The sequence below is a fragment of the Listeria weihenstephanensis genome, from assembly GCF_003534205.1.
GTDB classification, from domain to species: Bacteria; Bacillota; Bacilli; order Lactobacillales; family Listeriaceae; genus Listeria_A; species Listeria_A weihenstephanensis.
This window is the reverse complement of sequence record NZ_CP011102.1, coordinates 162448-177984: the sequence shown is the minus strand read 5'-3', so window position 1 is coordinate 177984 and position 15537 is coordinate 162448. Positions and strand designations below refer to the sequence as shown.

Here is a 15537-nt window from a genome sequence, read left to right as displayed (position 1 = left end):
TACCGATGCCTCATTTTTTAACGTATTTCCTCTTCTGTTACTTCCCTAGACAAGCCCATCATGTACATAACGGCAAGCATGATACTAATAATGCTACCGGAGGCCAGCAGTGTATCTACCGGGCTCGTTAGTAATGCATAAATATACGGAAAAACAACGATGAGTTTCAGTTTGAAATCCCCAGATATAGATCGGACAATTGCGATTAACGTGACGATAAATAAAGCAATCAAGCAAATCGCGCCAAGAAGTCCCGTTTCCCCAATAATCATCGCCCAGTATGAATCTGTAATAAACGCTGGATTTCCGCTTGATAAACCCCATACACGGGACAAATTGTAATCATAATACAGTGGGGAATAGTGAAGTCGAGATGCATGGGAACCGAACATTCCAAGTCCCGCTCCAAATGGGGCATGATCTTGTGCGATTTGGACAGATGTACGCAACAATACCCCGCGAGCCTCTGTATTCTCACTGCCGAATTGATTCATAATCCGATCCCAGCTAAACCATGCTAGAAACGCACCGAGCAATACATACATGTAAACTGGAAGACGTTTAATATATGGGAAAATAAGCAGTAAAAGGAAAAAACATAGATAAATCCCAATCGCTGTACTTCTTCCTGCCGTGAAAATCAACCCTAAATTCAGCACTAAATAAAGATATGGTAGTGATTTTTTTTGTAGTAAAGAGAAAAATACGAGTAATACTGTGAAAATAATGACAACCATACTAAATGGCGCTGGGTGACCGAATCCGTAATCATATGTTGGCATGCCAAAACGTGTATCAAAAGGTTGCATAATCGGGAATACTAGATTCAAAGCGTATATTCCGTAACACGTAAATGTAAACAACCAGGCTAGGCGCTTCATCCAAGGAATTGTCGCTGTTAGGTCCATACCTTTCACCAAAATCCGACCACTGTAAAACAATAATAGGAATTTTGTCATCCCAAAAAATGTGTATGCTTGCATCAAAATCGTACTATGCGCACCCGTGAAGAGATTTGGCAAAAAGGCAATGAGGAAAAAAACACTGCATAACACGAGCGATAATAAAATCCAACCGTCTAGCGCCTTCTTCTCCGCCTTCTCCAAAAAGAACACTTTAACTAGCGCTACAGCCGCAAAACCGACTACTATTAACTCATTCACGTATCCTAACGCCGGAACCAATGCTTCCAAACAGCTAGAAAAAATCGCTAATACGAACAAAATCATAAACAATACCATACTCTAATTCACCACTAATTCCTCTATTATTTCACTACACTTCGACGCCACTTTTGACGAGCAGCTTTCCTAATAATCGAAAATTGACAAGCTACCAAGCCGACTGCAAAAATCGCTTGAACAAACACATTTGGCATATCGATAAACGCCACGTAGCTACTTTGCAAAAATAATAATGTCATACTCAGCCAAAAAGCCTTTTTAAACTCCAAAGCTCCGAAAAAATTGGTCTGTCTCATCCGAATCAACCACGTGATTAAAAATCCGACAAGCGTCGCGATGGAAGCTCCCATAATACCGATAAATGGTATCAACATAAAGGACAATGTCACGTTCACGACACCACCTTTTAACGAAGTCATCAGTAATTGCTTTGTTTTCTTTTCCGCCATGTAGGACACTTCCAAAAAGCTTGAAAAACTAGACAGCAACACCGCGATTAGTAAAAACGGGACATAGCGCCACACCTCTTGATAAGCGCTGGAAAAGAGCGCCCCCGCAAAAGGTTGGACAATCAGCAAAATACCTTCCGTCGCAACAAAAAACAAGCAGGAAAACATCGTAAACACCGTCGCAAAAAACGTATCGCTTTTCCTAATGCCATCGCCAATCGCTGAAATACTCCACGCTTGGAAAAAGACAGTATTAATCATGGAAAGCAAGCTAGGAATTTTGGCAGCAACCGTATATAATCCAGTAGCGCCAACACCTAAGAAAAACGTTAAAATATAACGATCCGATACTTGCATTACCCACCACAAAATCGCGTTAGGAATCAGCGGCAACGAGTACAGTAACATTGTCCGTAGCAACGGCTTATTAATAGCACGAAACGAAAATAACCGATATAATCCAGCGCCGAAAAATAAACATAACGCGTTGAATCCAAAGGCAATTAAATTCGCATACAAGAAACCCGCTACGCCTAAATGAAGATATTTTAGAAAAATCAAGTTTGCTACAAATAGTAAGACCGACATCGTTAATCCAGCGATCGAGTACAGAATCAATTTGCCATTTGCTCGTACTTGCTGTTGGAATAAGGCACTTACTGCTTGCACGACCAATATCGCGACAAAAATCAAATAATAATCCTGAATCAACGGAACCCACTGAAGAACTGGAGTCAGCATGGCCAACACAACTACCATCAATAGTATGATCACGATCGCCGAACTAAATACCGTTTTGGCATCAATTTTATCCATCGTGTACCTGAAAACACCGTCAGCAATACTCAATGTCAACATCGGAACCAGAATGGAAATACTCATCATTAGTAAGTCTGCCTGTCCATATTCTGCTGGTGTTAAGTAGAATGTGTAGAATGGGACTAGTAAAAAAATCATAAATTTACTGCCCATACTACCCAATCCGATAACCAACGTATTCCATCCTAATTTTTTATAACGATTCATGTAGCCAAACCTTCTTTATCTCATAGAATTTCCCCGCGTCCCCCTTATTCTCCATAGTAGTAATCTTTCATTTTCATATTGGTATTGTTGAAAATCGTTCCAATCACTTTGACCCCAGTTGAATCAAGTTTTTGTAACGCTTTTTTAGCATTCTCTTGTTTCGTATAATTATTTCGCACGACTAATATCGAACCGTCCACCCATGAAGAAATTGTTTGGGCATCTGCCACTGACATGACTGGTGGCGTATCAATGATAATACAATCAAACTCTTGATATAGCCGCGTATATAGTTGTTTCATTTTTGCTGAATTTAGTAAGGCCGCCGGGTCCGCTGGTGTGATTCCAACTGGTAAAACGAACAAGTTTGGAACATCTGATGGAACGATGGCTTCTTCTATTTCTAAAATATTTTTTAATAATCCAGTAACACCATATGAAGAATGACACTCTGGAAAAATTTTGTGTATCGTTGGTTTTCTAAGATCTAAATCGATAATTAGCGTGCGTTTGTCTAATGCTGCATAAGTGATAGCTAAATTAGCCGAGATAAGGGATTTACCGGAGTCAGGGTCTGGAGAAGTAATCATAATCGATTTATATTCGTTATCTATACCTGAAAAATCGATATTGGAGCGGATATAACGAAATGATTCAGCATACGGAGATTGCGTATCATTCTTTGCTACTAGTTTATTTTTACCAGATGTCTTGTCACGAAATTTCTTATTTCTCATTTACGGCTCCGTCCTTCCTTGGTCTCGCCAAAATTACGTTCTGGCAACTTCCCAATCGATCCTAATAATGGCACGCCTAAAATATCTAGGTCTTTTTCTTCTTTAAATTTATTGCTTAGTAGATTGCGCATGAAAGCAATGACAACGCCCATTAATGCTCCACCAAAAAGTCCTAGCGCCATAATAAGTAGCGGTTTGGGTGATATTGGCCCAGTCTCTCCTGTTGACTTTGCTTCTGAGAGAACATTTACATTATCGACTTGCATCACTTTAGGCGTTATTTTCTTAAAAGCAATTGCTGCTTGATTGGAAATTTCGGCAGCTACCTTTGGATTTTCGTCTTTCGCAGTAATATTAATAACTTGTGAATCTTGCTCCGTACTAACCGTTATTTTCTTCGTTAAATCTGATACAGAATACACGTTATCCATTTTATTAGCGACTTCACTTAACACACGAGGACTTGTTATTAGTACACGATATGTGTTCACGAGTTGAAGGTTAGCTTGCACTTCCGCATTTTGGGAAATCGCACTCTGATCCACACCAATTTGTGACACAATAACCTGCGAGTTCATCTCAAAGATTGGGGTCATAATAACATAAGCAAGCGATGCAGCAATCAGTAACCCACTCACCGCAAAACTCAAAATCCATAACCAACTTTTCTTTAAAATTTCAAAAATATCTTTCATACTAAATAAGGTATCCATCTTATTCTCCTCACTCATTGTAATTACTTCCATTTTTACCAATAAAAGTCCCCGTTATTTCTCCATGTTTTCGTATAATTGCTCCCATTTTTTCTGGTAAGCTTCGATAGCAAAACGATTCTTTATTGTTTCTCGTGCCGCATTGGAGAGTTTTTCGCGTTGTGATTCATTCGCTAAAAAGCCGATTATCTTGGATTCTAGTTGTTCTGTATCGCCAGCCTCTATTAATAAACCATTTTCATTATCTTTAATGACTTGCGGGATACCTCCAACATTTGTGCTTATATTTGGTATCCCATATGACATCGTTTCTAAGATCGCCATTGGTAATCCTTCATGATAAGAAGGCAATGCGTGTAGCACAGCGTCTTGCATAATCTTTTCTTTCTGGGCGTCCTTCACCCAACCACCTAAAACTACATTTCCAATTGTTTTTTCTTTGATTTGCGCGGCTATCTCAGCTGTATCTCCATCACCATATAAACAAAAGCGTACATTCGGAAATTTATTTTCTATATTTTTTGCAATTTTCAAAATATCATAACTGCCTTTGCGCTCTCCTAAACGACCGAAAGCTACAATATTTTTCGCTTGGCTATTATAACTACTATTGACAGGCATTTTGACAGCATTCTCAATGACAGTTACTGGGACTTTTGTGAGTTGTTTATAAAAGGTCGCCCATTCTTCACTGAGCGCAACAACCTGATTAGGCTTGTTCAGAATCCAACGAATATAGCGCTGGGCCAGAAAGGAGTTTTTTGAATAGAAGGTATCAAATTGAGAGGCATGGATGTGCAGTACAACGCGACAATTCTTTTTTACTAACAATAGTAGTACTGACTTGCGATAAAAGCTGCCTTGTTGTGCCATGTGGATGTGTGCGATATCGATTTTTTCTTCGCGGATTTTCTTCTTAATTTGAACAAAAGCTCGTGTTGTTGCTTGTAGTCTTTTGAAAAAACTGCCTTCTTGCCATGTTGTAAAATATTGAATCGAGTGCTCATCTGATGCGAAATACGCTTTGAAATTCGCAATAACAGTTGCTATTCCACCTTTTGCTGATGTATCTGGTCCAATCATTAAGACTCTCATAAAAGGTTCCTACTTTCTATTTTGCTTTTAGCACATGTCCCAAAAACACTAGGTTGCCGAGAATATAGCGTCTAAACATGCGTACTGGTTCTTGCACAAAACGATAGAGCCATTCGCAACCTAAGCGTTGCATCCAAACAGGGGCACGTCTTGTTTTTCCTGCAATCACATCAAAACTTCCACCAACACCCATGACAAATGGCACGTTCATTCGTTCTAAATGCTCGTGAATCCAATATTCTTTCATTGGACTTGAGAATGCGACAAATGCGATATCTGCTTGGCTTGATCGGATTTCATGTGCAATATTCACTGACATCTCTTCTGTGAAATATCCATTTTCATGCCCTACTATTTGAATTTTTGGGTACTTTTTGCTAACTGTCATAACTACTTTACGCACAATTTCCTCTGTCGCACCAAAGAAAAAAATTCGATATGCTTTCTCGTTCGCTAACTTTAATAATTCTTCCATTAAATCGATGCCAGTTACGCGCTCAGGTACTTTCTTTCCTAGTAGCTTAGCCGCTAGTACGATTGAAGCTCCATCAGCGTTTATTAATGGCGAACTGTTTACAATTTCTTGGAGTTTTTTATCTTTTTGCATAAGATTAATTTTATTAGCATTAATAACAACGTGCTGTACTGGTTTTCCAGCCTGTATTATTTTATCTGCTGCCTCAACCGTTTCTTGCATCGTCAGACAATCGAGTTTACTTCCTAATAATTGAATTCGCATTTTTTACATTCCTTTTCCAGTGAATTCTTTAAATGTTAAACAAAGTATCTTGATATTCAACCATATGCTTCTAGTCCGAATATATTGCAAATCGAGTTCAACCATTTCTTCAAACGTTAACTTGTTACGACCACTTACTTGCCATAGCCCTGTGCAACCTGGCATAATTTCAAGTCGCCCTAGTTGGTATTCACTATACTCGGCAACTTCGCGTTCCAATGGTGGTCTCGGTCCAACAAAACTCATGTCGCCTTTTAAAATATTTAAAAATTGAGGAAACTCATCTAAGCTTGTTTTTCGAATGAATTTTCCTATTTTTGTAATTCGCGGATCATTTTTCATTTTGAACATGTGCCCTTCCATCTCATTCTCGGCTAGTAACATATCCAATCGCGCCTCTGCATCTACATGCATCGACCTGAACTTATACATAAAAAATGGTGATCCATTCTTACCAATACGCTTTTGCTTGAAGAAAATAGGTGCCTTTGGTTCTTCCAGCTTAATCAATAAAGCTATGATAATAGTAACCGGCGCAGATATGAGGATAGCAATAAGCGCTCCAATAAGATCAAAACTGCGAATAAAAATATCTATTATTTTTACATCCTGTTTATGTTTTACTTTTTGTTTTTTACCTAACTGGTCGTAATACATGGATTGATCGGCACCTTTCTAGACTTCTTGAACTATTTTATTTAGACTTTGATGCATATTTCCTAAATTTAGTAGCTTGACATTGTCTCCACAATTTTTCACAATCATCTTTGTATCCAAAATATGAGCTCTAGACATTCTATCAGTTGCTGTTTCTGGAATCGTTGTAAATTCGCTATGATCTGTTAATACGAGCAGTAACGAGCTATCTTCACAAGCTTGTTCTATCATTATTTCATTTTTATTTGCGTGTGGATCATATTCTGTTACATCAAAACCAGCGTGCTGAAGCATTAAGGAAATTTCCTTTGCTGGACTTTCTCTTGTATCATCAATATTTCCTTTATATGTTAATCCAAAAACTGTAATTTTCTTATTTGGAGCAGAAGCCATTAACCGTTCTACACTATTGACCACAAAAGCAGGCATAGAAGTGTTAATCTTTCTTGCTGTTTGAATTAGAGGCGATAAATGAGGAGAAGCAGCGGCAACAAAATATGGATCTACCGCTAGACAATGTCCACCAACCCCTGGACCAGGTGCATGTAAGTTTACACGTGGATGGCGATTGGCCATTTCAATTACTTTTAACGCGTTGATATTTAAGTCTGTTCCGATTTTCGCCAGTTCATTGGCAAGTGCAATATTAACATCGCGAAACGTATTTTCCATTAGTTTACTGAGTTCTGCTTCACTAGCCGAGGATTCGATGAGCTCGCCTTTTACTAAAGTAAGGTATAGCTCTTTTACTGCTTTTGTACATGCTTCCGTTACGCCACCAATGATACGTGGGTTGTGGACCAGTTCATAAGCTATATTACCTGGCAACACCCGCTCTGGGCAATGCGCCAAATAAATATCTTCACCAATTGTAAAACCAGTTGCTTCAATCATTGGACTGATAACATCTTCTGTCGTTCTTGGTGCGATAGTTGATTCGATAATAACTAAGTTTCCAGCTTGTAAATATGGTAGGATACTTCTAACGGCCGATTTGACATAGCTTAAATCACATGACTTTTGCGCGTCATCATTATTTGGAGTTGGTACGGCAATGATAAAAGCATCGGAATAATCTGGAGTCAAACTTGCTTTGAAATTCTGTGCTTTCAGTGCATTGTTGTAAAGTTTTTGTAAACCTTCTTCTTCAATATGAATATAACCATTATTTAATGTGTCAATAACATTTGCATTCGCATCCACTCCTAGAACTTGATGGTTACTTGTAGCAAACATTATAGAAGTTGGTAATCCGATGTATCCTAAACCTATTGTTGTGATTTTCATTGCATTCACCTTTCTTATTCATTTCATTCGAGACTGAATAATTTTATTTAGCTGGTACGTTTAAATGCCATTCTGCTTGTCTTTTACCTGCGGGTTCGTAGTAAAAAGTAACTGCTTTTGTATCTTTTGGAATTTCGTAATAGCCTTTTCCTGTTAGCGTCTTACCTGCTGCGATAACATCACCGAAATTTTTAGCTTCTAGTCCGTAGACTTTGTATGTTTTACCGTTGTCTGCTTTGACTACGAAGTCTGCTGCCCCGGCGCCACTTTCTTGTTTTGATGTGTTTTTGATGTTCATTTCAACGATCAACATCTGTTTCTGTTTATCGCTGGATTCAGCATAACCGCTTTTTACGGATACTACTTGGAGGTCTAATTCTGGTGTCTCAACTGTTTTCTTAATATCATTTTGTAGTTTTGTAGCTGTTTCTGTTTTTGGTGTATCTTCTGTATTTCCGCAAGCTGTCAATCCAATTGCTAGAAAACATGCTGATATAATCATAATTAATTTCTTTTTCATATGTGGACTATTCCTTTCATATTTCAATTTTAGAGCTGGGCGAATGTGCTTGTTCGCCCAGCTCCATAACTTGAGTTGTTTACTCTACAATTGTTACTGTTTTTTCTTCCATCACAAGACCATTTTTATCCAGTAATGCTATTTTTACGACATCTGTTGTTGCTGTAATTTTGTTGCGAATGCCTACATAGTAACTTAGGTTCCCGCCTGATACTGTACCACCTACCGCTAAAGCTGTTCCATTTACTGTGACACGTAAGGTTCTGCCTTCTCCTGTATATGTCCCTGTAATCGAGCTTGTTTTCAGAGAGAAGGATGCTGGTACAATCGTTCCTACTTCTGGTTTGGCTGCTACGAGTGTTACTGTTTTTGTATCAATAATATTTTTGTTAGCATCTAGCGCTTTGACTGTAACTACGTCTGTGGCAGAAGTAATCTTGTCACCAATATAGAAATTCAGTGTGTTATTTTCTAAAGTACCACCACTATATTCCACGCCATTAATTGTCACAATAACTGACTTAACGGTACCAGTATATGTTCCAGTCAAATATTTATCGCCTGGTACTGTGAATGGGGCTGGTGTTACGGTTCCTGTTCCAACGGCTGGTTTGCTGACAGATACTGTTTTCGTATCTACTAATACGCCCTTACTGTCATAACCATAAAGAGTTACTACATCCGTTGTAGCTGTAATTTTGTTTCCAACATAGAAACTGATAGCCCCACCTGATACGGTTCCACCTGAATACGTGTCATTATTGATTTTTACTTGGACTGTCTTTATATCGCCTGTATACGTACCTGTCAATGTAGAATTACCAATCGTATATGGCGCTGGTGTTACTTCTCCTGTGGCAACTTGTGGACCGTTAATCGTCACGTTTTTGCGTTGTAGGATATTTCCACTTGCATCATATGCTTCAATCGCCACAACATCACTTGTCGAGCTGATTTTGTTACCAATATAGAAGTTGACTTGATTGTTTGCAACCGTTCCACCACTATTTTTAACGCCATTGATAAAGACTGCTACCGATTTTACATCGCCTGTGTAGCTTGCTGTTAGATATTTATCTGTTGGAATCGTGAACGTATTTGGTGTGATTGTTCCTACTGTTACAGGTACATTTTTAGCTACATTTACGACAGATGTCGCTATTTTGTTGCCATTTTTATCATAGCCATCAACGAAAACAACTTGTCCTACTGTGGCAATTTTATCGACTGCGTAGAAACTAAAAGTGCCGTCTGGATTTAATGTACCACCGCTATACACAACACCATCTACGCTTACTTTGATCGATTTCACATCTCCTGTGAACGTTCCTGTGATGTTTTTATCAGTGCCAAGTGCGAAGGAATCTGTTTTAATTGTTCCGCTTCCTACACCTGAGCCAGCGTCATTCGCATTTGTTAATGAAATCGCGCTTGTCGCTATTTTGTTGCCTTTTGCGTCGTAGCCATCGATACGTGCTGATTTAGTTTTATCTAAGATTGTGTTCAGGGCGTAGAAACTGAATGTGCCGTCTGCGTTAATTGTTCCGCCTGAATAAGTCACACCATCATAAACTAGTTTGATAGACTTCACATCGCCTGTTAATTTACCAGTAACTTGTTTGTCTTTATTAATCACATAGCCGTTCGCTGTTACAGATCCTGTTCCTGGTGTGTTATCTGAAGATTTATTTACGATTTTGGCTGTTTTCGTATCAAGTACGTTGCCATATTTGTCTAGACCTTCAACTTTGAATGTGCCTACAGCCGTTGCTTTATCAAGTCCGTAGAACGTGTAGGTGCCTTTCGCCGCGTCAATTGAGCCACCAGTGTAAACATTAGAGCCGATTGTCACACGGAAAGATTTCACATCTCCTGTAAAATTACCAACGAAATACTTGTCTTGGCCAATGGTAAAGTCATTCGCCGTAATCGTTCCAGATTGTGGTGTTGTTACTACAGTTACCTGTTTCGTAGGGCTCGTTTTACCACTTGGAGCAATCGCGATAACATCGATTTTAGCGCCTGCTGCTTGTGCTGGTACTGGAATCGACCATTTACCGTCGTCGCCTACGATACCTGTATACGTTTTACCATCTGGTGTTGTTACTTTGATTGTGTCACCTTTTGTTGCGCCATCGCCTGTTACTTTTGTGTCAGAATCTTTGATCGGGTTGACGTTTGGTGTTGCTGGCGTGCGGTCATCTTGCACGATGACTGAAGCTGGTGTACTTGTTTTGCCATTTGGTGCTGGTGCGATAGCAATAACATCCAGTTTTGCGTCTGCCGCTTGTGGTGGAATGGCTACAGACCATTTACCATCATCACCAACGATACCTGTATACGTTTTACCGTCTGGTGTTGTTACCTTGATTGTGTCACCTTTTGTCCCATTATCACCAGTAACCACTGCATCGGTTGTTTTGACTGGGTTTACGTTTGGTTTAGCTGGGGTGTGATTGTCTAGTACGGTTACCGTTTCTGGAGTACTTGTCTTGCCATTTGGTGCTGGTGCTTCTGCAATAACATCCAGTTTTGTGCCTGCTGCTTGTTCTGGAATGACAACTGACCATTTACCATCATCGCCTACCACACCTGTATACGTTTTGCCATCTGGTGTCGTTACTTTAATTGTGTCACCTTTCGTTCCGCCATCACCTGTTACAGCTGTATCCGAGTCTTTCACTGGGTTTACGTTTGGCTTACTTGGTGTATGATCGTCCACTACCGTTGTATTCACAGAACCACTTGTTTTACCATCTTTCGCTTGTTCTGCCGTTACCAAAGTTCCTGCTGCTTGTTTTGGAATCGCAATGGAATATTTACCACTTGTATCAACAACGCCTGTGTAAGAAACACCATTTGCTTTCACAGTAACTGTAGCGCCCGCAATACCTGTTCCTGTTGCTTTTGTATCTTGATTTGTAACACGGTCAATCGTTGGATTCGCAATAACACTCGTTTGAACAGTAATAGATGTCGGTTTGCTTTCGTTTCCTGCATCATCTGTTAAGGTCACTTGTATCACTTTACCCGCTTGTTGTTTTGGAATCGTTACTTCAAAATTACCGTCGCTATCTGTTCTGCCATTCACGATGCCACCTGATGGTAATTTCACGTTGACATCACAGTTTGGCTCGCCTTTTCCTTTTACTTTCGTATCTGTGTCTTGGATGCCTTGTACTTGCGGTGCATCTGGTGCGGTGACATCTTTAACAATTGTGCTTGCTTTAGGGCTTAGTGCGCCTGAATCATCTTTCGCAATCGCTTCTACTTTTGCGCCTGCATTTGGTTTGTCCACTGGAATCGAATAGTCACCGAAGTCATCTACTTTCCCTGTGTACGAAATACTTGAACCATTATCTGTGATTTTGATTGTGATGGTGTCGCCTGGTTCACCTGTTCCGTTCACGCTTGTCGATTTATCTGTCACATCATTTAGGGTTGGAGCGCTTGGTCCTTGGTGTACAACAATCGTTGAACCTGTTGCACTTACGTTCCCTGCGGCATCTGTTAACGTTGCGCTTATTGTCGTATCTTTGACTTGTTTTGGAATAATAATGTCGAAACGACCATTTCCGTCGACGATTCCTGATATTTTCGAATTATTTGGTAGTGTAATTGTTACGGTTGTATTTGCTTCACCAGTACCTTTAATGTGGGTATCTTTATCTGTCACCGTTTGTAAAATTGGTGCATCTGGTGCGGTGACATCAATAACTGTTGTTGCTGCTTTCGCACTCGTGATATCGTTTAATACGGATGTCGCTTCTACAGCTGTTCCTGCCATTGGTTTTGGAATAACAGTAGACCAATTTCCGTTGCTATCTACTGGGACAGCATACGTGATTCCAGCAATTTTCAGGCTTAGTGCAGAGTTTGGTTCTGCTGTTCCTGATGCAGTTGTTGATTTATCTGTAATAGTATTGATTGTCGGTGTCGCAATCGCTGCTGCGGTTACTGTGATTTCTGTCTTACTACTCGTGTTTCCTGCGGCATCTGTTGCTGTTGCAGAAATTTTCGTTCCTGCTGCATATGGACCTGCGGCAAGTGTATAATTACCATTTTGATCCGCCTTCGTATTACCGATAAGTGTATTGTTCGCATATAGTTGCACTGTTGCATTCGCTTCCGCTGTTCCTTTGATAGCTGTTGCTTTATCTGTCATCGCATCAATCTTAGGAGCATCTGGTGCTGTAATATCCAGTACTGTCGTCGTTGCTTTTGCACTCGTTATACCATCTTTCACAGATGTTGCTTCGGCAATAATACCCGCTTTTGGTTTAGCGATATTGGTCGACCAATTTCCATTACCATCCACTGTAGCTGTATAGATTAAGTTATCGATTTTAAGAGATAAAGTCGAATTGGGTTCCCCAGTTCCGGATGCTGTTATTGATTGATCTGTGATTGTGTTAATAACTGGTGTTTTGATTGTTGCTGCCGTCACCGTGATGTCTGTTTTAACACTGACATTTCCAGCTGCATCGGTTGCTGTTGCAGAAATTTTTGTTCCTGCTGTGTAAGGTCCTGCTGCCAGGCTGTAATTGCCGGATGCATTCGTCGTAACTTCACCCAAATACACGTCGTTTGCGTATAATTTGACTTTCGAATTGGCTTCTGCGGTTCCTTTGATTGTTGTCGCTTGGCTGTTCATCGCATTGATGACTGGCGCGTCTGGTGCCGTTACATCTACAACTGTCGTCGATGCTTTCGGACTAACAACACTATTTTTAACGGATGTTGCATCTACATTTGTTCCAGCTACTTGCTTCGGAATTGACATAGACCAGTTACCTGCTCCATCTACCATCGTTGTATAGTTTCCTGTTGCTGTTACAAGTGTTAAACTAGAGTTCGGCTCACCTGTTCCTGATGCCGTTGTTGATTGGTCAGTAATAGTATTTATTGTTGGAATTTTAATTGTAGCTGCGGTAACCGTAATGTCTGTTTTACCACTCACATTTCCAGCTGCATCGGTTGCTGTTGCAGAAATTTTTGTTCCTGCTGTGTAAGGTCCTGCTTCCAGGCTATAATTCCCAGATGCATTCGCTGTCACTGCGCCAATGTAAACATCATTTGCATATAATTTCACTGTCGAATTAGCTTCCGCTAATCCTTTGATTGTGCTAGCTTGGCTATCCATCGCGCTAATAGTTGGTGCATCTGGTGCAGTTACGTCTAGAACTACTGTCGATGCTTTTGGACTAGTGATACCATTTTTAACAGATGTTGCATCTACATTCGTGCCAGCTACTTGTTTTGGAATGGTGACAGACCAATTACCATAACCGTCTACCATTGTTGTGTAGTTTCCAGTTGCTGTGCTTAATGTTAGTGTAGAATTCGGTTCGCCTGTCCCTGATGCTGATGTTGCTTTATCATTGACTGTATTGATTGTTGGCTTAACAATAGCGCCTTGTGTTACTGTTTGAGTCGCGCTTGATGTCATACTTTTAGCAGATACCGTGGCTTCTACAACCGTTCCCGCCGCTTGTTTTGGAATTATAACTGAGTAATTACCACTTCCGTCTACCGTTCCTCTGCCAATTTCAGTACCGCCATTTTTAATAACGACTGTTCCACCTGGTTCGCCTGTTCCAGTGGCAGTTGTACTGTTTGTGTTTAGTGGAGTTAATGTTGTATCTTGAATAGCATCTGTATCATTCAATGATAAATCAGCTAGTCTAATTGTTCCTGTAGCTGTATATGATGTCGAAATTACGTTCATCCAAATTGATGACTGTGTAGATGTCGCTGTAAATTCAACTGTCTCCAAGCTCCCAGTAATAACGTTCCAAAGATTTCCTGCTGGTGATATAAGGGTGCTTTCATAAGTAGAACCATTTCTTACAGCTACACTCATTTGAGAAATAGCTATATTAGTTGCCTTATAGGTAAACTTATATTTATGCCCTGGAATTGTAGTAATTAATTTCTTGTATGATCCTGCTACATTATACTTCCCCCCCACCAACTTGGGTTTGATCCTTGAATCATACGAACCGTCACCATTTGATTTTACAGATAAGATATCATTTCCATAATCACTAAGAGCAGTATTCCATCCATTAGCATCAGGTGCTGCATACTGTAACCCTAAATTTATATTGGTATACGGACTTATAAATATACTGGGTGTCCAAGTAAGCAAATTACTAATTTCTGTACTTTCCGTTAAGCTTTTACTCGCTGTTAATCCAGCTCCCAGCAATTTCTGTTCTGCTGCCGATCCCTGATTCTCCGCTGCCATACCCATTCCTGGCATTGCCGTAATCATCGTACTTGCTACTACGTTGAAAGCGACCATAGAAACTACTAATTTCTTCATATTCTTATTCATTAATTAAATTCCTCCATGTATTGATATTTTCCCCATTAAAACCAGAGCTTTGATACTTCACAAGACTCCTCGTGCATTTATGATGTATTGCACGCGATCATTCAATCACCCCTCTCTCATTCATTACTTAATAGTAATTGTTTAGAGTCATATACTAGAAAACCCTCTTCAATTAATACCTTCATAATTCTTGCTAATGATTTAACTGACAAATTTGTATAGCTAGCTATTATTTTCCGAGTGAAGATTTTAGGGATATATATATAGTCACCTTTTGAAATACCATAGTTTTCAGCTAGTTCGTTCAGCGCATCTCTCAGGCGTTCTTCGCCGTTTTGTCGCATTAATACGTATCTGCGGTTCATAATTTTTTCATTTTCCTGATTATTTAGGTATATATACAACCAACCTTCTTGCATACTCATCAATGTTTGTAATACTTCTTTTTTCGAAAAGATGTAGGCGGTAACTTTGCTAATCGCAGTGGCAGTATAAAAACTTTCATCCACAAGTGCATCGCCATTCAAACCAATAATTTGTTTCGAACCGACAATTCGGACAACGTTTCTATTACTATTAAGTAAGATAACACCATCTTCCACAAAGTAGACATCCTTATTTGGTTCATTTTCAATTAATAAAATTTGGTGATTTGGAATTTCCTGCTTCACAAAAGGAACTCCACTTGCTAATAAAATCTTTAAAAATTCACTATAGCTGAAATTCTTTTTCACAGTTTCTTTTCCATAAAGATCCATAAATGGCGATTCCATATTTTTCAATCCTCCAC

11 protein-coding genes are annotated in these 15537 nt (G+C 39.6%); all 11 read right to left on the bottom strand.

The features are described 5' to 3' along the window. Positions 1-17: 17 nt before the first annotated feature. Entirely contained in the window at positions 18-1229 is a 1212-nt protein-coding gene (locus UE46_RS00800; protein WP_143812859.1) for a hypothetical protein, read from the bottom strand. 38 nt (positions 1230-1267) lie between these two features. Continuing rightward, complete coding sequence (locus tag UE46_RS00795; RefSeq protein ID WP_118907337.1) at positions 1268-2659, bottom strand: oligosaccharide flippase family protein; 1392 nt, start codon at positions 2657-2659, stop codon at positions 1268-1270. Positions 2660-2703: 44 nt separating this feature from the next. After that, on the bottom strand, positions 2704-3396 hold the full coding sequence (locus UE46_RS00790; RefSeq protein WP_036059002.1) for a CpsD/CapB family tyrosine-protein kinase: 693 nt from the start codon (positions 3394-3396) through the stop codon (positions 2704-2706). Then, positions 3393-4109 (bottom strand): YveK family protein, encoded by a 717-nt coding sequence (locus tag UE46_RS00785; RefSeq protein ID WP_233230958.1) that lies wholly within the window; start codon positions 4107-4109, stop codon positions 3393-3395. The genes UE46_RS00790 and UE46_RS00785 overlap by 4 nt, the downstream gene beginning before the upstream one ends. A gap of 54 nt (positions 4110-4163) precedes the next feature. Beyond that, complete coding sequence (locus UE46_RS00780) at positions 4164-5204, bottom strand: glycosyltransferase family 4 protein (RefSeq protein ID WP_036059000.1); 1041 nt, start codon at positions 5202-5204, stop codon at positions 4164-4166. 16 nt (positions 5205-5220) lie between these two features. Then, on the bottom strand, positions 5221-5943 hold the full coding sequence (locus tag UE46_RS00775) for a WecB/TagA/CpsF family glycosyltransferase (RefSeq protein ID WP_036058999.1): 723 nt from the start codon (positions 5941-5943) through the stop codon (positions 5221-5223). Between the two features lie 3 nt (positions 5944-5946). Beyond that, positions 5947-6600 carry a sugar transferase gene (locus UE46_RS00770; protein ID WP_036058997.1) on the bottom strand — a complete coding sequence of 218 codons (654 nt, stop codon included), beginning with the start codon at positions 6598-6600 and terminating at the stop codon, positions 5947-5949. 18 nt (positions 6601-6618) lie between these two features. Beyond that, the gene (locus UE46_RS00765) at positions 6619-7887 is read right to left on the bottom strand and encodes a nucleotide sugar dehydrogenase (protein WP_036058996.1); all 1269 of its coding nucleotides are present in this window, start codon (positions 7885-7887) and stop codon (positions 6619-6621) included. A 43-nt stretch (positions 7888-7930) separates the two neighbouring features. Continuing rightward, the gene (locus UE46_RS00760) at positions 7931-8407 is read right to left on the bottom strand and encodes a DUF4352 domain-containing protein (RefSeq protein WP_036058994.1); all 477 of its coding nucleotides are present in this window, start codon (positions 8405-8407) and stop codon (positions 7931-7933) included. Between the two features lie 79 nt (positions 8408-8486). Beyond that, positions 8487-14747: an Ig-like domain-containing protein gene (locus UE46_RS00755; protein WP_036058993.1), complete on the bottom strand. Its 6261-nt coding sequence runs from the start codon at positions 14745-14747 to the stop codon at positions 8487-8489. 116 nt (positions 14748-14863) lie between these two features. Next, complete coding sequence (locus tag UE46_RS00750; RefSeq protein ID WP_036058992.1) at positions 14864-15520, bottom strand: Crp/Fnr family transcriptional regulator; 657 nt, start codon at positions 15518-15520, stop codon at positions 14864-14866. Positions 15521-15537: the final 17 nt, after the last annotated feature.